The sequence below is a fragment of the Mesorhizobium sp. M0119 genome (assembly GCF_040322615.1).
In the GTDB taxonomy this organism is placed as follows: domain Bacteria; phylum Pseudomonadota; class Alphaproteobacteria; order Rhizobiales; family Rhizobiaceae; genus Mesorhizobium.
In genome coordinates this window covers 84105-102209 of sequence record NZ_JAMYTU010000017.1, presented here as the reverse complement: position 1 = coordinate 102209, position 18105 = coordinate 84105, and the positions used below count along the sequence as shown (strand labels likewise).

Genomic DNA, 18105 nt, shown 5'->3' with positions numbered 1-18105 from the left:
ATCGGAGGCAAAAAGAATGCCTCCGCCAACGCCTCGGGAAGCCGCCATTAACTTTTCGTTAACCATGCCGGGCTAGCCTTAACCAATCAGTAAGGACTCGCCTCTGTGACCTGCGTCGCTCCCATCCAAAACAAGTCCATACGCTTTCGAGCGCGCTCGTTTGTAGCCTTCACCCTCACCCCTGAGGCCCCTTTAGGGGAATGGCTGCAAAGCCTCGATCACTGGACCGAAAACTCTCCCGGGTTCTTTGCCGGCCGTCCGGTCGTGCTCGATCTGAATATGCTCAAGCCCGAGGTGGGCGAGATGCGGGATCTGGTCTCACAGCTCGCGGAGCGCGGGATTCGCATCTACGCGATCGAGGCCGATGGCAATGTTGGTTTCGACGCCGATCTGCCGCCGCTCCTCGTTGGCGCCAAGGAGGCCACCGCTGACGCGCTTTACGTGCAGCCGGACCCGAAGGCCGCCGCTGAGGCCAAGACGGAAGAGCCGCAGGCGCCGAACTCATTGATGATCAAGGCACCGATCCGCTCCGGCCAGTCGATCTTTCATCCCGATGGCGATGTGGTCATTGTCGGCTCCGTCAGTTCCGGATCCGAGATCATCGCCGGAGGATCGATCCACGTTTACGGCACGCTGCGTGGACGTGCGTTCGCCGGCGCCACGGGAAATTCCGCGGCTCGCATCTTTTGCCGGAAAAACGAAGCCGAACTTCTGGCGGTGGACGGCTGGTACCGCACCGCCGAGGAAATGGACGCCTCCTCGCGAGGAAGGCCGGTACAGGCCTTTCTCGAGGACGGCGCGCTTTGCGTCGCACCGCTCAACTAACAAAACATTGGAGGCACAAATATGGGCAAGGTAGTGGTTGTCACATCCGGCAAAGGGGGTGTCGGCAAGACGACCTCGACGGCCGCTCTCGGCGCCGCGGTCGCGAAAACCGGCAAGCGGGTGGCCCTCGTCGATTTCGACGTCGGCCTGCGCAACCTCGATCTGATCATGGGCGCCGAGCGGCGCGTTGTTTTCGATATCGTCAACGTCATTCAGGGAACCGCCAAGCTCTCGCAGGCGCTGATCCGTGACAAGCGACTCGAAACGCTGTTCTTGCTGCCGGCCTCGCAAACGCGCGACAAGGACGCTCTCACCGAGGAAGGCGTCGCCGATGTCATCGACAAGCTGCGCTCGGTTTTCGACTACGTCTTCTGCGACAGCCCCGCCGGCATAGAGCGGGGCGCGCAACTTGCCATGCGCTTTGCCGACGAGGCGGTAATCGTCACCAATCCGGAAGTGAGCTCGGTCCGCGATTCCGATCGCATCATCGGCCTGCTCGACTCCAGGACGATGAAAGCCGAGCAAGGTGAATCGATTGCCAAACACGTGCTCGTCACGCGCTACGATGCTGCGCGCGCCGCCCGCGGCGAGATGCTCAGCATCGATGACGTGCTCGAGATCCTGTCGACGCCCTTGCTGGGAATAATTCCCGAGAGCCAGGACGTGCTGCGCGCATCCAATGTGGGCGCGCCGGTTACGCTCAGCGAAAACACCAACCCCGCCGCACGCGCCTATATCGACGCGGCAAGAAGACTCGAGGGCGAGGACCTGCCGGTCATTCTGCCTTTCGAGCGGAGGGGCCTCCTCGACCGGCTGTTGGGAAGGAGGGCAGCATGAACCTGCTCGATATCTTCAAGCGCCGCGGCAGCGCGCCTGTGGCGCGCGAGCGCTTGCAACTGCTGTTGGCTTACGAGCGTCGAAGCCGCAACCAGCCCGATCTCGTCTCCGTGCTGCGCGAGGAGATCATGGCGGTGATCGCCCGGCATGTTCAGGTCGATCAGGATTTCCTGCAGGTGAGCATGGATCACGGCGAAACGACTTCGAGATTGGAGATCGACATCCAGATCCCCAACAAGGTCGCAATGCCCATGGCCGCGGCGTTCTAGCGGAATCCTTCAGTCAGGGCTTGCGTCGGCTGCTGCCGAGGTTGCGGCATGGTGGTTGGCGTGTTTGACCGGTCGCCACCGCCAAGTCACTCGAGGATAATAACCACTGCCTCACCAAAACCCCGCGGCCGTTTCCAGCCGCGGAGCGCCTTGGGAGGGCCTTTCGAAACCCGTGGTCAGATGTTGGCGAGCAATTCGTTGACGCGACTTTCCATGTCGGCAAGGGCGGTGTCGACGTCCTTCTGGCCGCTGATTGCTGCACTCATCTCTTCGCCGATGATGTCCTGGATCGCAAACTGACGCTGTACGGCGGACGGCAGCGGCTTGCCGAGGTCGGCGACCGCAGAGATCGTGTTGCGATGCGGCAGGGCCTTGAAGGCGTCCGAGGTGATGACGGCCTTATAGGCCGGCAGGTGACCGGTGCGCGACCACTCAAAGTCGTTGTCGGCGAAGAACTTCAGGAATTTGCCGATCGCCGCGATCTGTTCAGGCGTGCGGTCTTTCTGCGACACGGCCCAGGTGTGGCCGTCGGCATATTGCGCGTGGGTGCCGCCAAACAGCTGCGGATACGGATAGACCGCATAGCCGCCCTTGTTGAGCGCCGTACCCTTGGTTTCGGACTGGGCGTTGTAATCGCCGACCACCCAGGTGCCGTTAAGGTGGACGCCACCCTCGCCGGCAAGGAAGGCGTTGATCGAGCCGCCATAATCGAGATCCTTGGTGGTGTAGCCCTTCTCGAAGATCGCCTTGTACATCTCGACCACCTTCTTGGCTTCCGGCGTATTCAACTTCACATGCTTCGGATCCGCAAAGAAATCGGAATCCTGCTGGAAAAGATAAGTGTAGAGGTTGCGTGTGTAGAGTGCAGTCTCATTGGCCAGGTTCTGGACGAAATAAGGCTTGCCCGTCTTCTGCTTGAACTGTTCGGCCTGGGCGAGCAGTTCCTCGGGCGACTTTGGAAAAATCGGCGTGCCGTCGGCATTGACGAGGCCGGCTTGTTTGAAAAGATCCAGGTTGACGTGATAGAGCATCGTCCAGCTGTCGATCGGCAGGCCGTAGATCTTGCCGTCTTTGGTGGCGCCATTGCGCGCCGCGTCGGTGAAGGCGTCGGGTGTCACGCTGACCGACTTCAAGAGATCGTCGAGCGGCATCAACAGGCCCTTCGACTGATAATCCGACAGTACGGATTCATGGATCGTGACGATGTCCGGAGCGTCGCCTGAAGCGAACTGCGCGGTCAGCTGATCATAGCCGGGCCATTCCACGGTGGTGACGTTGACATGGACATCGGGATTGTCGGCGTTGAACTTGTTGATCAGCGAGGTGATGATGCCGCATTCGCCAACGGCCTTGGTGGGATCGGTGTTGGTCCCGAAATCGGCATCGCAGGCGCCGAAAAAGCGCTGCACGCTCAGTTCCGTGGCCGCGAAGCTTGGACTTGCGAGCATCATTGCGCCCGCAGAGACTGCGGCAAACAGTATTTTCTTCAGTTTCATATCAGTTCCTCCTACTGAGTTTCCGCCGCTCCACCCTGGATTGGCTTTCGTGCTTCAATTGCTGCGCATTCCCCCCGGCCGTCAGGCAATCTTCGTTATCTCACAGCAGCGCCGGAGACCGCCGTGACGATGTATTTCTGGAAGAACAGGTAGACGATCAGGATCGGTGCACCGGCAAACACCGCCTGTGCCATCAGGAAGCCGATGCCTTCGGACTGGGCGAAATTGGTCTGGGTCGAGGCCATGCCGACCGTCAGCGTGAACATGTCCTTCCTCGTCGCCGAAATCAGCGGCCAGAAGTAGTCGTTCCACGCGCCGAGAAAGGTGAAGATGCCGAGCGTTGCCTGCGCAGGCAGCGTGAGCGGCAGAAGCACCTTCCAGAAAATCCTGAGCCGGCTGGCGTTATCGAGCATGGCGGCTTCGTCCAGCTCCTTCGGGATGGCTTTGAAATACTGGGTCATCAGGAAGACGCCGAACGGAGCTGAAAGGCCCGGCAGAATAAGCCCTTGATAGGTGTTGTGGAACTTCAGCATGCTGAAGATCTGATGACGGGCGACGAGCACGGCCTGTTCCGGGACCGCCAGGCCGAACAGCACAATCACGAACAGCACGTCTCGGCCGGGGAAATTCAGCCGTGCAAAGCCGTAGCCGGCGAGCGACGACAGGATCAACGTGCCGAGCGTCAATCCGCCCGAGACGATGATGCTGTTGCGCACCCAGATGAACACCGACGAGGTGCCGACGGTGTTGATGTAGTTCTTCAGCGTATAGGGCGCGTGAAACACCGAATTCGGATCGGCCATCAGCTCCGTATTGTCCTTGAGCGACAGGCCGATCACCCACAGAACCGGCGCGATCATGACGATCGAAAGCAGGATGACGAGGGCTAATAGCACATGGTCGCCAAATGCCCGTCCCTTGATGGAAGTGGCTGGAGCGCTCATGCTTGGTCTCCCCTGCTGCGTGTCACCAGGTACTGGGCCATGGCCGCGATCAGGATGAGGATGAACAGGATTTCCGATGCCGCGGCACCCAGGCCGAGATCCCAGCGACGGAATGCGGTATCGTAGATGTAGAGCACGATCGGCTTGGTCAGATTGTTCGGACCGCCGCGCGTCATCAGCCAGGCTTGGCCGAACAGCTGGAATTGCAGCACGATCTGGATGATGATCACCAGGATGAAGGTCCGCTTGATCGACGGCAGCGTGATCGAGCGTAGCGTCTGCCAGCGATTGGCATTGTCCAGGGCTGCCGCCTCGTAAATATCCTGCGGAATCTGCTGGAGCGCCGAGAGAAAGAGCATCATCGGCAGGCCGATGCACCACCAGATGGTGGCAATGGCGATGCCGATCATGGCCAGGCTGGGATCGGAAATGAAGGCCGGGGCCGTTGCGCCGAACCATCCGTAGACCGTCGACAACAGGCCGACATTCGGAATGAAGACGATGCGCCAGATCAGCGTGACGATGGTGACCGACAGCACCGAGGAGGAAAAGAACAGCGTCCGCAAAACCGCGGCAGTGCGCGTGCGGCGGTTGAGGCAAAGCGCCAGGAAAAGGCCGATCAGCGCCAGCGTCGGCACCGTCAGAAGCACGAAGTAGAAGGTGTTCCAGATCGATTGCAGGAAGACCTTGTCGTGATACAGCCTGGCGTAATTGCCGAGACCGACAAAATCTCCGGACGAGAACGTGTCGGCCTTGTGGAAACTCAGCCACATCCCCCAGAGCAGCGGGAAGAGCAGCAGCGTGGTGAAGAAGAACAAGAATGGCGCAACGAAAATGAAATTTCGCCATTGCGGCGCATAGATGTCGGCGGTAGGGGCTCTGACGCCGACAGCAAGCGTCGCGGTCGGGGACATCGCCGGCCGGTCAGCCATCTCAGGCCTCCCTCGCATGCCAGGCGCGGCCGGTCTCGTTGAACAGATGCGATTTCTGGCCGTCGAAGGCGAGCCCGATTCTGTCGCCGACGGCGACGCGGCTGTTGCCGGCATCCGAGCCGACGATCTGCTGGCCATCGCCCAGCCGCGCGTAGATCAGCGTGCGTTCGCCGAGCCGCTCGAGCACATCGACGACTCCGTCGGCATTGCCTTGTCCGGCGGCAACGATGCGCACGTCTTCCGAACGGATGCCGAAAGTATACTTGCCATCGGTCAACTGGCTGGAGGCGATCTCGGTCTGCACCGGTATGCCGCCCGCAAATCTGGCCGTGGCGTTCTTGCCCGATCTGTCGAGTGTCGCATCGACGAAGTTCATCGCCGGCGCGCCGACGAAACCCGCGACGAATTTGGTCGCCGGGCGCTCGTATATCTCCATCGGGGTACCGATCTGGTCGATCTTGCGATTGTTCATGACGACGATGCGGTCGGCCAGCGTCATTGCTTCGACCTGGTCATGGGTGACGAAGATCATCGTCGATTGCAGCCGCTGGTGAAGCTGGGCAAGCTCGATGCGGGTACGGGTGCGCAACGCCGCATCGAGATTGGAGAGCGGCTCGTCGAACAGAAAGGCCTTCGGCTCCTTGACGATCGCACGGCCGATGGCGACGCGCTGGCGCTGACCGCCGGAGAGCTGGCCCGGCTTGCGATCGAGCAGATGCGGCATTTCCAGGATGCGGGCGGCTTCGTTGATGCGCGCCTCGATGACCTTGCCTGGTACGCCGATATTCGCAAGCCCGAAGGCCATGTTGTCGCGCACCGTCATATGCGGATAAAGCGCATAGGACTGGAACACCATGGCAATGCCGCGCTTGCCCGGCGGCAAATGATCGATGCGCTCGTTGTTGATGGCAATCTCGCCGCTATCGACAGCTTCAAGACCGGCGATCATTCGAAGAAGCGTCGATTTTCCGCAACCGGACGGCCCTAGGAACACGATGAATTCGCGTGCCCTTATGGAGAGCGACAGATGATCCAGCACCGTCATGGCACCGAACTGCTTGCTCACGTTCCTGATCTCGATATCGGCCGTCACGTCGACGCTCCTCCTCAGCGTTTGCGCTGTCTCGATGATCCGCCTGAACTCAGAGCCTCAGGCGTATGACCTGGTAGGAATAGGCCGGCAGCGACAGGCTCAGCTTGCCGCCGACGAGCGAGGCTCCCTCACCCTTCCTGGGGCCGACATTGCCAGGGTTTTCGGCCGAATTGACGGCTTTCAGATCGGCGTGTGCCATCACCCGGTGATCGACGATCTCCGCCGCGCCGAAGCCGGAGAGGTCGACCACTGTTTCGATTGCCTCGCTCGAATGGCGGTTGACGGCGAAGAAGGTGACGTGGCCGGTTTGCCTGTCGTGCACGCCGGCAACATCGACATAGCCGACGTCGCCCGCAACGCTGGATTTATAGGTCGGGCTTTCCACCTTGAGATCCAGCGCATTGCCGCGGCCATAGTTAGAAGCAAACAGATAGGGATAAAAAATCGTCTGCCGCCATGCCGGGCCATTCGGAACGGTCATGATCGGCGCGATGACATTGACCAGTTGTGCCAGGCAGGCGATCTTGACGACATCGGAACGGCGGATGAATGTGTTGAGGATCAGGCCGACCTGCAGCACATCCTCGAAATTATAGATGTCTTCGAGCAACGGCGGGGCGAACGGCCAACCGTCGCTGCCGCCAAGTATCTTCTTGTCCTGCTCCTTGGAATGGTACCAGACGTTCCATTCGTCGAACGAGATGTAGACCTGCTTGTTGGAGCGCTTCTTGGCCTTGATATAGTCGATGACGCCGGCGACCGAGACAATGTAGCCGTCGAGCTTTTCGCTCATGGCGAGATAGTTCGGAGCGTCGTTGGCTTCGTTGTCGAAATACATGTGCAGCGAGATGTAGTCGACCTCGTTGTAGGTATGGTCGAGAACCGTCGCTTCCCATTCAGGGTAGGTCGGCATCTTGGCATTCGAAGAGCCGCAGACCACCAGCTCGAGCGACTTGGAGAAGGCGCGCATGGCCTTGGCCGTCTCATGCGCGAGGCGGCCATACTCGTCCGCGGTCTTGTGGCCGATCTGCCAGGGACCGTCCATTTCATTGCCGAGGCACCAGAGCTTGACGTCGAACGGCTCCTTGCGGCCGTTGGCGATGCGCTTGTCGCTCCATTTGCTGCCGCCGGGATGGTTGGCGTACTCCAGAAGGTTGCGGGCTTCGTCGAGGCCGCGCGAGCCGAGATTGACGGCAAGCATCATCTCGGTGTTGGCGCAGGTGCACCAATCGGCAAATTCATGCAGGCCGACTTCGTTGCTTTCCGATGTGTGCCAGGCAAGGTCGAGGCGGACTGGGCGCTGTTCCTTGGGGCCAATGCCGTCTTCCCAATTGTAGGCCGAGACGAAATTGCCGCCGGGATAGCGGACGATCGGAACATTGAGTTCCCTGACGAGATCAATGACGTCCTGACGCATGCCGTTGGCGTCCGCTGTCGGATGGCCGGGCTCATAGATGCCGGTGTAAACTGCCCGCCCCAGATGCTCGATGAAGGATCCGTAGAGCCTCGGATCGATTTCCGAGACAACATAATGCGGATGAGCCGTAACGGCTGCCTTCATGCATTCCTCCCATCGATATCACAAACGATGATTTAAATCATCTTGCCCGATATCAAAGCGGGATTGGCAGCCCTTCGTCAAGCCAAAATACCCAAATGTAGGACAATTAGACGAACGCTTTTGCATAGCAGAAAGCCAACTGGTTGAAATTGCTAAGTTATCTTCAGAACCCGGTTTCATGATATCAACCAGTTCTGATCCTGAGCAGGATGTCCTGATCGTAATTTCCAAAGCCCTTGCCGAAAATGTTGATCCCGCCGGGGCGCTTGGCGTCGTCCTTGACGCCGATACGGATGCGGATTGAATGATGGCTCTTCAGATCGAGTGCGGCGAGGCCGGTTTCGGAAATCCTGAGGCCGTCGACATAGGTGCCGTCATTGGCAATTCGCCAGTTCTTCAACTTGCCGTATTGCGAGCCCTTGAGCTTCCACCAGGAGGGCGTGAAGACGCCGCGCTTGTCGCCGAAATCCCCCGGCGACGTCCAGGTGCCGACGTCGACGCCATTGATTGTCAGCGTAATGTCCGAGGGCCAATCGGCGCTGGTGCCCGGCACTTCCGAGGACAGCTCTATCGCCACTTCGAGTTCGGTGATCTCGGCATTGGCGAGCTTGGCATTGTTGGGGAACTGGTATTCGACAAAACCGCGCGTGAACCATAGCAGACCGGCTTTCATGCGGTCCGGATCGAGGAAAGTGTTGGGAACATCGAGCAGACCGATGATGCCGTCCGGCGAGCAAAGGCCGCAGGGCGCGGTAACCTCGAAGCCGGTGTAAAGCCCGATCGGCATCGACACTTCGATCGCGTCGTTCTTGACCGCACGATATTCGCTCTTGAACACGACGAGCACTTCTTCGGCCGTCGGATAACAGATTTTCTGACTGCCTTTCTTCGCTTTCAGATTCTCGGTGCGGATCAGCCCCGCATCCTCCAGCACCTGGATGTTGGTCGAGACGGTCGACTGCGGCAGCGACAGCACGGCGGCGATTTCGTTGACATTCATCGGCCCCTTCTCATGCAGCAGTTTCAGCATCGAGATACGCGCCGAGGAGGCAAGCCCCTTGAGCACGGCAATGCCTTCCTCAGGTTCAATCACCAGAAAATTGCGACTCATGAAATTGCCCGACCCATGCAAAATCTATATCCGAAATTATCCTGTATATCGGGATATCTGATTTTATCAATGCGCAGGCAGAACCCCGGGCAATTTGTTGAATCCAGCAGGGCCGGTGGTCGCGCGGTGGCCTGCACAGAATTTGTGCAGGAGCCATATGCAGAGTGGACACCTGAACGCCGATCGCCCAATCTAGTCCGGAGCCGAGCCCGGTGATGGCGGCTTGCACTCAAAGCGGTTGGACGGGTCGTGACCAAAGGGTGGAAATTATACGATCAGCGACTGGCCTGGGTCCTCGTCGCGCCTGTGCTTTTGCTGCTTACCCTGCTTCTGCTGCTGCCGATCGCGATGATGACGGTCTACACGTTTTTCACCTTCGTCACCGCGGGGGTGGAGTCGGCGGTGCTGACCTTCGACAACTGGAAGGAATTCCTCACCGATAGTTACTATCACGGCTTTCTTTGGAAGACCGTTCGCGTCGGCGCCATCACCGCTGTGATTTGCGCGATCCTTGGCTATTTCCCCGCCTATTTCATCTGGGCCACGACTTTCAGGCACAAATGGCTGCTGTTGCTGCTGCTCATCGTGCCGTTCTGGATCAGCTTCACTATCCGGACATTCTCGTGGATCCATATTCTCGGCGAACAGGGGCTGATCAACGTCGTGCTCATCAGGCTGGGGGTTATCAACGAGCCGTTGCCGATGCTCTACACCGAGGGCGCCGTCATCATGGGGCTGCTGCATTTTCTGCTGCCCTATATGATCCTGAACGTCTATGTCAGCCTGGAAAGCATCGACCGCACGCTGATCGCCGCCGCCCGCTCGATGGGCTGCACCAGCGCGCAGGCGTTCCGCGAAGTGACCCTGCCGCTATCGATGCCGGGGCTGGGCGCCGGGCTGCTGCTCTGCTTCGTGCTGGCGGCCGGCTCCTATGTGACGCCGCAGCTGCTCGGCGGAAGCCGCGACGCGCTGTTCGGCAACTTGATCTACGACACCATCATGGGGCAGCTCAACTGGCCGATGGGCGCAACGCTTTCCATCGTCCTGTTCGTCCTGCTCGGCGCGGCCGCGGCCGCTTACAGCCGCTATATGGGCCTGTCGCAGATCATGAAGGGTCTCAGTGCATGAGAGCGGATCATCCCGATCGCGAAGGCAGATGGGCGTGGCGGCTGACCGGCGCGATCACGGTGTGCGTCTATGTCTTCATGTTCGCGCCGATCATCGCCACGGTCGTGCTTTCCTTCAACGCCTCGATGTTCGGCGGCTTTCCCCTCACCGGCTTCAGCCTGCGATGGTATGAGAAGCTGCTCACCAACGAGCCGGTTCTCGACGCCTTCCGGACATCGATGTGGATTGCCCTGGTGACGGCGACGGTGACGACGCTGCTCGGCATCATGGCGGCATTGGCGCTGGTGCGCTTCGAGTTCCGTGGCAAGCAGGCGATCAACACGCTTGTCATTCTTCCCGCGCTGGTCCCCGAAACGATACTCGGCGTCGGCCTGCTGGTCATGATCAAAGCCGTCGACCAGCCGCGCAGTATGACGCTTCTGGTGCTCGGCCACATTCTGCTCACGCTCCCCTACGTGGTGCTGATCGTCCAGGCGCGCATGGTCGGCATTAAACGTTCCTATGAGGAGGCGGCACTGTCGCTCGGAGCGCCGCGTGTGTCGACATTCCGCGAAATCACGCTGCCGCTGCTCATTCCCGCAGTGCTTGCCAGTGTTCTGCTCGCTTTCACCATTTCGTTCGACAACACCTCGGCCAGCCTGTTCTGGCGGCCGGCGGGCGTCGAGACCATGCCGACGCAAATCCTTTCGATGCTGAAGATCTCGATCAGCCCCGAGGTGAACGCGCTCGGAACCGTCATGATCCTTTTGACGGTCGGCATTCCCTTGGCTGGCGGGCTCATCCTGCAAAGCCTCACCTGGTTCAAAGCAGGCAAGTGAAAATGAAAATGGGAGAATGGAAATGAAACTGACAACCACCAAACGACTGGAGAGGCTCAACGAACGCTATGCCAATGGCGACATCAGCCGGCGATCATTCCTGACGCTGACGGCCGCCGCTGCCGCCGCCACCGGGCTTTCCCTGCCCTGGATGGGACGGGCGCTGGCCGCGGTTTCGGAAGTGCGCTTCGACGGATGGGGCGGCGTGGTGCAGGAGGCGATCGACAAGTACGCGTTCCAGCCTTACACCGCCAAGTCCAAGGTCAAGGTCGTCCAGGGCACCTTTGGCGACGAGAACGAGATCATCACCAAGATCAAGACCTCGAAACCAGGCGACTTCCAGATCGTCCATTCTTCCGGCGTCAACTACTACATCAAATACGTCAATGGCGGTTTCAATTCGGAGATCAACGAGGCGAACATTCCAAACATGGCGAATGTGCTGACCGCCATGATCGAGCCGTTCCGCAAGATCACGCCGAAGCTGTCGGCAGTGCCATATGATTACGGCACCACCGGCATCGCCTACAACAACAAGGTCATCTCGCCGGAGGAAGCCAAAGAAAAGGGCGCCAACCTGCTTACCGACACGAAATATGCCGGCAAGATCGGCGGCTACGCCGATATGACGACGCGCGTCTGGTATGCGGCGCTGCAGACGAAACAGGACCCCAACAACATCCAGGATATGGATGCGGTCTGGGCCAAGGTTCGCGAGACCCGCGACCTGGCCAAGAAATTCTGGAGTTCCGGCGCGGAACTCATGGACCTCCTGTCGCGCAACGAGATCGTCGTCACCGACGCCTGGTCAGGACGTGTCGCCGCCCTGCAGCAGCAGGGCCAGCCGATCGGCTATCTCGTCCCTGCCGGCTCATACGCATGGATGGAGGACATGCTGGTGCTCAAGGGATCGCCCATGGCCGAATGCGAGGAGCTCATCAACTTCATGCTGGATCCAGCCACGTCGATCGCCGTCGCCGAGGGCCAGAACTATCCGCCATCCCTTGACCCCACCAAGGTGAAGCTGACCGACAAGATCGCCGCGCTTCCGGCCTTCGACCCGACCGGATCGATGAAATCGCTGACCTTCGCCGATCCGCTCTACTGGGCGAAGAACGAAGACGCCTGGACCAAGCAATGGGACAGGGTGTCGAAAGGTGCATGACGACAACAGCCACGACCAGCCCCGGCCGGCTTCGGCCGGGGCTGCGGGCGACCCGCCCGCCCCGCGCGCGCGGCAGCCGATAGGAAAGCCTGCGGTCGAGTTTCGCGACATCGATATTTTCTACGGCAAGTTCGCCGCCGTGCGCGAATTTTCACTGGCGATCCGCAAGGGTAGTTTCGTCACCTTGCTGGGGCCGTCCGGGTGCGGCAAGACGACGATCCTGCGATCGATCGCGGGCCTGGTCGACATCTCCAGTGGCCAGATCTCGATCGGCGGAAAGCGGGTCGACGACATCCCGATCTACAAGCGCAACATTGGTCTGGTGTTCCAGAACTACGCGCTCTTTCCGCACAAGAACGTCTTCGACAACGTCGCATTCGGCCTGAAATACCGAAACGTGCCGAAACCGGAAATCGTGCGCCGGGTCAAGAAGGCGCTGGATATGGTGCGGCTGCCCGGCAGTGAGACAAAGCTGCCGTCACAGCTCTCGGGCGGCCAGCAGCAACGCATCGCACTGGCCCGCGCCATCGTCTTCGAGCCGGAAGTGCTGCTGCTGGACGAGCCCTTGTCGGCGCTCGACGCCAATATGCGCGAGGACATGCGCGTCGAGATCAAGAAGATCCAGAGGGAGACGGGCATCACCGCTATCTTCGTGACGCACGACCAGGAAGAAGCCTTGTCGATGTCCGACCACATCGTCGTGATGAACGCCGGCCTGATCGAGCAGATCGGCTCCCCCGCGCAGGTCTACGACCAGCCGGCCACCGCATTCGTCGCCAATTTCCTTGGCAAGGCCAACATGCTGCCCGGCAGCGTGACAGTGATGGACGGAAAGATGGCGACGATCGCGCTGGCCAGCAGCCACGTCGTAAAGGCGGCCGCGCCGAAGGCGCTCGCGATTGGCAGCGCGGTCACCGTCGTCGTTCGCCCGCAGAAGCTCACCGTCGGTACCGCCGGTGCTGCCAACAGGCTGGCGGGACGGATAGTCTCGACCTCCTATCTCGGCGGCAATGCGGTCTACGAGATCGACATCGGCGCCGGCACGCTGGTGCGCGCCAACACGCTGATCGATGGCCAGCCGCTGCGTGAAGGCGAAACGGTCGAAGTCTGCTTCGATCCGCTGGGCTGCGTGCTTCTCGATGCGCAAGGCTTACGCATCGCCTAGCGAGGTGGAACTGAGCCGTTCAGTCTTTCGCGTCACCCTTTGGGCCGAGAAACCGCGCATAGACCTCACCGACAATACCGCGCCGGAAAACCAGCACGCAGACCATGAAAGTCAGGCCGGTGGCGATGGTCACCGGAAAACTCGAGGTGGCGAGCGTGTTTTCCAGGCCGACGATCAGACTGGCGCCGATGATCGGCCCGACCATGGTGCCGATGCCGCCGAGGAGCGTCATCAGGATCACCTCGCCGGACATCTGCCAGGTGACGTCGGTGAGCGTGGCAAACTGAAAAACGATCGCCTTGAGCGCGCCGGCCAGCCCGGCCAATGTTGCCGACATGACGAAAGCCGCCAGCTTGTAGTTGGCGACGGAATAGCCCAGAGAAATGGCCCGGCTCTCGTTTTCCCGGATGGAACGCAGGATCATGCCGAAAGGCGAGTTGATGATGCGCCAGATGGCGAACACGCCGATCAGGAAGACCACCAGCACGAAATAATAGATGTTGATCGAGCCGTTCAGGTCGAGCATTCCAAACAGCCTGCCGCGCGGCACGCCCTGGATGCCGTCCTCACCTCCGGTGAACGGCGCCTGCACGCAGAAGAAGAAGAACATCTGCGACAGCGCCAGCGTGATCATGGCGAAATAGATGCCTTGCCGGCGGATGGCAAAGAAGCCCATCACAAGGCCGAGCAGCGCGGCTCCCAGGACACCGAGCAGGATGCCCGCTTCCGGCGGCCAACCCCAGACCTTGACCGCGTATGCGGTGAAATAGGCCGCCCCGCCGAAGAATGTCGCATGGCCGAAGGACAACAGCCCGGTGTAGCCGAGCAGAAGGTTGAACGCGCAGGCAAACAGCGCAAAGCACAGCATCTTCATCAGGAAGATCGGATAGACGAAGAAAGGCGCCACCAGCAGCGCCAGGATGCCGAGCCCCACCAGCGTCCATTCAAGCCATACCGAACTTTTGGCGCGCGTCTCGCGAAGTGAGAGTTCGGCCATCTCAGGCATCCCTTCCGAACAGGCCGGCTGGCCGGACCAGAAGCACGATCGCCATGATGACGAAGACCACCAGATTGGAGGCTTCGGGATAGAAAACCTTGGTCAGGCCTTCGGCGAGGCCAAGCATGTAACCGGTGACGATCGCCCCGAGGATCGATCCCATGCCGCCGACCACGACGACGGCAAAGACGACGATGATGAGGTCAGATCCCATCAGCGGGCTGACCTGATAGATCGGCGCGGCGAGAACCCCCGCAAGCCCGGCAAGAGCGGCGCCGAGGCCGTAGGTGAGGGTCAGCAGCAACGGCACGTTGACGCCGAAAGCCTGCACCAGGCCGGGGTTCTCCGTTGCCGCGCGCAGATAGGAGCCCAGCCTGGTCTTCTCGATCAGCGCCCAGGTGCCGAAACAGACGATCATCGAGGCGACCACCACCCAGCCGCGGTAATTAGGCAGGAACATGAAGCCGAGATTGGTTCCCCCGGAGAGCAGCGGCGGCACGGAATAAGGACTTCCCGATACGCCATAGTAGTAACGGAACACCCCTTCGAGCACGAGCGCGAGGCCAAAGGTGAAAAGCAGACCGTAGAGCGGGTCGATGTCGTAAAGCCTCGACAGCGCCAGGCGCTCGACCACGACGCCGAAGCCGCCGACGATCAGCGGCGACACGATCAGAGCCGGCCAGTAGCCGATGCCGAACCGGGTGAGAAGCAGGTAGCCGATGAAGGCGCCGAGCATATAGAGCGCGCCGTGAGCGAAATTGATGACGCGCAACAGGCCGAATATGACAGCCAGGCCCAGACTCAACATTGCGTAGAACGAGCCGTTGATGAGGCCGACCAGCAATTGGCCGAGGAATGCCTGAACGGGTATTCCGAAGATCATCGTCATGGCGCCATCATACACCCAGCACTTCATGCAGCAGCGTCATGCGATCCGGAAGTTCGCCGACCGCAAAGCCCGCCACGACCTTGCCGTGCTCCATCAGGTAGAAACGGTCGGTGACGCGGCTGGCAAAGCGGAAATTCTGCTCGACCAGCAGGATCGTCATGCCGCGCTTTTTCATCGTCGCCAGCAGATCGCCGATGCGCTGCACGATGACCGGCGCCAGTCCCTCGGTCGGCTCATCGAGAAGCAGCATTTTCACGCCGGTTCTGAGCATGCGCGCGATCGCCAGCATCTGCTGTTCGCCGCCCGACAGCCTGGTGCCGGGGCTGTTGCGTCGCTCCTTCAGATTGGGGAAGAGATCGAATATTTCCTCCACGCTCATGCCGCCCTCGGCGACGATCGGCGGCAGAACCAGATTCTCGTCCACGGTCAATGTTGCGAAGATGCCGCGTTCCTCAGGCACCAGGCCAAGGCCTTGATGCGCGGTCCGGTGCAACGGCAGGCGCATCAGATCCTTGTCGTCGAAAAAAATCTGGCCGGTCCGCTGGCGGATCAGCCCGATAATGGCGCGCAATGTCGTGGTCTTGCCGACGCCGTTGCGGCCCAGCAACGTCACTGTTTCACCTGGAAAGACCTCCAGATCGACGCCGTGCAACGCATGGCTCTCGCCATACCAGGCGTTGAGGCCGCGGACTGCGAGAAGCGGCGCGGCGTCACTCATCGGCGGTGCCCATATAGGCGATCCTCACCCGCTCGTCGCGGCTGACCGTGGCGTAGTCGCCGGCGGCAAGGATTTCGCCGCGCTGCATGACGGTTATCCAATCGCAAAGATCGGCTACAACAGTCAAATTGTGCTCGACCATCAGCACCGCGCGCTCCTTGGCGACCGAGCGGATGATGTCGGAAACTGTGCGCACATCCTCATGCCCCATGCCGGCCATCGGCTCGTCGAGCAGCAGCACTTTCGGGTCGAGCGCCAGCGTCGTGGCGATCTCTAGCACGCGTTTCCTGCCATAGGAGAGATCGGCGGCGGGCCTGTTCTTGGCATCGTCGAGGCCGACCGACCTCAAAAGCTCCTCGGCGCGCGGCGTCAATCGATCGAGCGCAGACAGCGAGCGCCAGAACTGAACGCTGAGCCCGCCCGGCCGCTGCAGCGCAACGCGCACATTGTCGAGCACGCTGAGATGTGGAAACACCGCCGAGATCTGGAACGAGCGCACCAGGCCCATCCGCGCGACCTTGGCCGGCGAGGTGCGGGTGATGTCGTGGCCGAGCAGTTCGATCCTGCCGCTGGTCGGCGGCAGGAACTTGGTGAGCAGGTTGAAGACGGTAGTCTTGCCGGCGCCGTTGGGTCCGATCAGCGCGTGGATGTTGCCGTGGTAGAGGTCGAGATCGACATTCCTGACCGCGACGAAACCGGCGAAGTCGCGCCGCAAACCGCGGGCGGAAAGCACCACCCGCGGCTCACTCGGTTCGGGCGGTTCCATCGGTGCGCCAATCACTCGCCAGCCGTGGGACAGCCGCTCTCCTTGGGGCTCAGGAACGCCTCGTTACCGGGGATCGTGGCGAGCGGTTTGTAATAGTCCCACTCCTTGGTGCTCTCGCTCGGCGACTTGACCTGATAAAGATACATGTCGTGAACCATGTTGCCGTCGGCCTGCACTTTGCCGTTTGCCGTAAAGACGTCGTTCACTGGCATCGCATGCAATTCCTTGGCGACCGCCTCGGTTCCATCGGTGCCGGCTTTGTCGATCGCCTTCAAATACTGGGTCACCGCCGAATAGGTGGCGGCCTGGATCATGTTCGGCATGCGGTTGGTGCGCTTGAAGAAGCGCTGGGCGAAATCGCGGCTCTTGTCATCGCGATCCCAGTAGAAACCTTCGGTCAGCACCACGCCTTGCGCCGCTTCGAGGCCGAGCCCATGCACCTCGGCCAGTGTGAACAGAAGTGCTGCAAGACGTTGGCCGCCCTGCACGATGCCGAATTCGGCCGCTTGCTTGATCGAGTTAGAGGTGTCGAGGCCGGCATTCGCCAGGCCGATGACCTTGGCGCCCGACGATTGCGCCTGCAGCAGGAAGGATGAATAGTCGGTCGAGCCGAGCGGGTAACGCACCTCGCCAACTACCTTGCCGCCATGGCTCTCGACGAACTTTGCGGTCTGCTCCTTGAGCGAATATCCGAATGCATAATCGACTGTGACGAAGAACCAGCTGTCGTCGCCTTGCTGGACGAGAGCGCCACCGGTCCCCACTGCCTGCGAATGCGTGTCGTAGGCCCAGTGGAAGCCATAGGGCGAGCACTGTTTGCCGGTTAGCTCGGTGGTCGCCGCGCCGGTGACGATGTCGATTTTCTTCTTTTCTTTGGAAATCCCCTGGACGGCGAGCGCCACCGAGGAGGTGGTCAGTTCCATGATGGAATCGACCTGTTCGGTGTCATACCACTGCCGCGCAATGTTGGAGGCGATGTCCGGCTTGTTCTGGTGGTCGGCGCTGACGATCTCGACCGGCGCACCTTGCACCTTGCCACCGAAATCCTCGACCGCCATCTTGGCGGCCTCGACCGACCACTTGCCGCCGAAATCGGCATAGACGCCCGACTGGTCGTTGAGAATGCCGATCTTGACCTTGCCGTCGGAAATCTCGGCGGCTGCGGCAGGCATCGCAGTCGCTGCAAGAAGCGCGGCCGAGACCAGGTACGATATCTTCATTGGTGACTTCCTCCCTTATGGTCGACAACCGAGCAACATATCGGCGGCTGCCTGCTGCGGCACGGAAGAGTGGCCTCCCACATTCCATCCTCTCCGGCGCAAAATCACGCAGCGCTCTACGGCCGCTTATGCCCGTCCCTCAAATCGTAGCATCGCTCGGCAACGCGAGAA

The 18105-nt window shown here is 60.6% G+C and carries 18 protein-coding genes; 7 read left to right on the top strand and 11 right to left on the bottom strand.

Annotated elements, in window-relative coordinates; genetic code table 11:
• The first annotated feature begins 105 nt into the window (after window positions 1–105).
• The 3 genes from minC to minE are packed head-to-tail and all read left to right on the top strand — an operon-like array spanning window position 106 to window position 1931.
• Window positions 106–825: a septum site-determining protein MinC gene (gene minC / locus NKJ40_RS17745; RefSeq protein ID WP_352467128.1), complete on the top strand. Its 720-nt coding sequence runs from the start codon at window positions 106–108 to the stop codon at window positions 823–825.
• A 21-nt stretch (window positions 826–846) separates the two neighbouring features.
• The gene (minD, locus tag NKJ40_RS17740) at window positions 847–1662 is read left to right on the top strand and encodes a septum site-determining protein MinD (protein ID WP_254819515.1); all 816 of its coding nucleotides are present in this window, start codon (window positions 847–849) and stop codon (window positions 1660–1662) included.
• Complete coding sequence (minE, locus tag NKJ40_RS17735) at window positions 1659–1931, top strand: cell division topological specificity factor MinE (protein ID WP_023677151.1); 273 nt, start codon at window positions 1659–1661, stop codon at window positions 1929–1931. The genes minD and minE overlap by 4 nt, the downstream gene beginning before the upstream one ends.
• A 176-nt stretch (window positions 1932–2107) precedes the next feature.
• Here minE and NKJ40_RS17730 read toward each other — a convergent pair whose 3' ends face one another.
• From NKJ40_RS17730 to NKJ40_RS17705, 6 genes are all read right to left on the bottom strand, one after another.
• Window positions 2108–3427: an ABC transporter substrate-binding protein gene (locus NKJ40_RS17730; protein WP_352467127.1), complete on the bottom strand. Its 1320-nt coding sequence runs from the start codon at window positions 3425–3427 to the stop codon at window positions 2108–2110.
• 95 nt (window positions 3428–3522) lie between these two features.
• Window positions 3523–4371, bottom strand: coding sequence for a carbohydrate ABC transporter permease (locus tag NKJ40_RS17725; protein ID WP_352467126.1), 849 nt, complete (start codon window positions 4369–4371; stop codon window positions 3523–3525).
• Window positions 4368–5285: a carbohydrate ABC transporter permease gene (locus NKJ40_RS17720; RefSeq protein ID WP_352467149.1), complete on the bottom strand. Its 918-nt coding sequence runs from the start codon at window positions 5283–5285 to the stop codon at window positions 4368–4370. Before NKJ40_RS17720 ends, NKJ40_RS17725 begins: the two co-directional genes overlap by 4 nt.
• A 19-nt stretch (window positions 5286–5304) precedes the next feature.
• Window positions 5305–6396 (bottom strand): ABC transporter ATP-binding protein, encoded by a 1092-nt coding sequence (locus NKJ40_RS17715; RefSeq protein ID WP_352467125.1) that lies wholly within the window; start codon window positions 6394–6396, stop codon window positions 5305–5307.
• Window positions 6397–6445: 49 nt separating this feature from the next.
• Complete coding sequence (gene arfA, locus NKJ40_RS17710; protein ID WP_352467124.1) at window positions 6446–7957, bottom strand: arabinosylfuranosidase ArfA; 1512 nt, start codon at window positions 7955–7957, stop codon at window positions 6446–6448.
• Between the two features lie 184 nt (window positions 7958–8141).
• Complete coding sequence (locus NKJ40_RS17705; protein ID WP_352467123.1) at window positions 8142–9068, bottom strand: ArsR/SmtB family transcription factor; 927 nt, start codon at window positions 9066–9068, stop codon at window positions 8142–8144.
• Window positions 9069–9317: 249 nt separating this feature from the next.
• Here NKJ40_RS17705 and NKJ40_RS17700 point away from each other — a divergent pair, with 249 nt between their 5' ends.
• From NKJ40_RS17700 to NKJ40_RS17685, 4 genes are read left to right on the top strand one after another with little or no spacing between them, the layout of a single operon-like run.
• Entirely contained in the window at window positions 9318–10196 is an 879-nt protein-coding gene (locus tag NKJ40_RS17700; protein ID WP_023675645.1) for an ABC transporter permease, read from the top strand.
• On the top strand, window positions 10193–11014 hold the full coding sequence (locus NKJ40_RS17695) for an ABC transporter permease (RefSeq protein ID WP_352467122.1): 822 nt from the start codon (window positions 10193–10195) through the stop codon (window positions 11012–11014). The genes NKJ40_RS17700 and NKJ40_RS17695 overlap by 4 nt, the downstream gene beginning before the upstream one ends.
• Before the next feature lie 22 nt (window positions 11015–11036).
• Window positions 11037–12179: an extracellular solute-binding protein gene (locus tag NKJ40_RS17690; RefSeq protein WP_352467121.1), complete on the top strand. Its 1143-nt coding sequence runs from the start codon at window positions 11037–11039 to the stop codon at window positions 12177–12179.
• Window positions 12172–13344, top strand: a complete 1173-nt coding sequence (locus tag NKJ40_RS17685) for an ABC transporter ATP-binding protein (protein WP_352467120.1) — start codon at window positions 12172–12174, stop codon at window positions 13342–13344. The genes NKJ40_RS17690 and NKJ40_RS17685 overlap by 8 nt, the downstream gene beginning before the upstream one ends.
• A 19-nt stretch (window positions 13345–13363) precedes the next feature.
• On the opposite strand, the gene NKJ40_RS17680 is transcribed toward NKJ40_RS17685, so the two are convergent.
• From NKJ40_RS17680 to NKJ40_RS17660, 5 genes are read right to left on the bottom strand one after another with little or no spacing between them, the layout of a single operon-like run.
• Window positions 13364–14341 (bottom strand): branched-chain amino acid ABC transporter permease, encoded by a 978-nt coding sequence (locus NKJ40_RS17680; protein WP_352467119.1) that lies wholly within the window; start codon window positions 14339–14341, stop codon window positions 13364–13366.
• 1 nt (window position 14342) lies between these two features.
• Entirely contained in the window at window positions 14343–15230 is an 888-nt protein-coding gene (locus NKJ40_RS17675; RefSeq protein WP_352467118.1) for a branched-chain amino acid ABC transporter permease, read from the bottom strand.
• Window positions 15231–15237: 7 nt separating this feature from the next.
• Entirely contained in the window at window positions 15238–15948 is a 711-nt protein-coding gene (locus NKJ40_RS17670; protein WP_352467117.1) for an ABC transporter ATP-binding protein, read from the bottom strand.
• Entirely contained in the window at window positions 15941–16714 is a 774-nt protein-coding gene (locus tag NKJ40_RS17665; RefSeq protein ID WP_352467116.1) for an ABC transporter ATP-binding protein, read from the bottom strand. Before NKJ40_RS17665 ends, NKJ40_RS17670 begins: the two co-directional genes overlap by 8 nt.
• Window positions 16715–16725: 11 nt before the next feature.
• Window positions 16726–17934, bottom strand: coding sequence for an ABC transporter substrate-binding protein (locus tag NKJ40_RS17660; protein WP_352467115.1), 1209 nt, complete (start codon window positions 17932–17934; stop codon window positions 16726–16728).
• Window positions 17935–18105 lie beyond the last annotated feature (171 nt).

What these genes read in the sequence shown, in the direction of transcription:
- NKJ40_RS17705 (WP_352467123.1), bottom strand. Translation starts at nt 9,068, where the DNA reads ATGAGTCGCAATTTTCTGGTGATTGAACCTGAGGAAGGCATTGCCGTG.
- NKJ40_RS17675 (WP_352467118.1), bottom strand. Translation starts at nt 15,230, where the DNA reads ATGACGATGATCTTCGGAATACCCGTTCAGGCATTCCTCGGCCAATTG.
- NKJ40_RS17680 (WP_352467119.1), bottom strand. Translation starts at nt 14,341, where the DNA reads ATGGCCGAACTCTCACTTCGCGAGACGCGCGCCAAAAGTTCGGTATGG.
- minD (WP_254819515.1), top strand. Translation starts at nt 847, where the DNA reads ATGGGCAAGGTAGTGGTTGTCACATCCGGCAAAGGGGGTGTCGGCAAG.
- NKJ40_RS17695 (WP_352467122.1), top strand. Translation starts at nt 10,193, where the DNA reads ATGAGAGCGGATCATCCCGATCGCGAAGGCAGATGGGCGTGGCGGCTG.
- minE (WP_023677151.1), top strand. Translation starts at nt 1,659, where the DNA reads ATGAACCTGCTCGATATCTTCAAGCGCCGCGGCAGCGCGCCTGTGGCG.
- NKJ40_RS17720 (WP_352467149.1), bottom strand. Translation starts at nt 5,285, where the DNA reads ATGTCCCCGACCGCGACGCTTGCTGTCGGCGTCAGAGCCCCTACCGCC.
- arfA (WP_352467124.1), bottom strand. Translation starts at nt 7,957, where the DNA reads ATGAAGGCAGCCGTTACGGCTCATCCGCATTATGTTGTCTCGGAAATC.
- NKJ40_RS17665 (WP_352467116.1), bottom strand. Translation starts at nt 16,714, where the DNA reads ATGGAACCGCCCGAACCGAGTGAGCCGCGGGTGGTGCTTTCCGCCCGC.
- NKJ40_RS17690 (WP_352467121.1), top strand. Translation starts at nt 11,037, where the DNA reads ATGAAACTGACAACCACCAAACGACTGGAGAGGCTCAACGAACGCTAT.
- NKJ40_RS17670 (WP_352467117.1), bottom strand. Translation starts at nt 15,948, where the DNA reads ATGAGTGACGCCGCGCCGCTTCTCGCAGTCCGCGGCCTCAACGCCTGG.
- NKJ40_RS17730 (WP_352467127.1), bottom strand. Translation starts at nt 3,427, where the DNA reads ATGAAACTGAAGAAAATACTGTTTGCCGCAGTCTCTGCGGGCGCAATG.
- NKJ40_RS17725 (WP_352467126.1), bottom strand. Translation starts at nt 4,371, where the DNA reads ATGAGCGCTCCAGCCACTTCCATCAAGGGACGGGCATTTGGCGACCAT.
- NKJ40_RS17660 (WP_352467115.1), bottom strand. Translation starts at nt 17,934, where the DNA reads ATGAAGATATCGTACCTGGTCTCGGCCGCGCTTCTTGCAGCGACTGCG.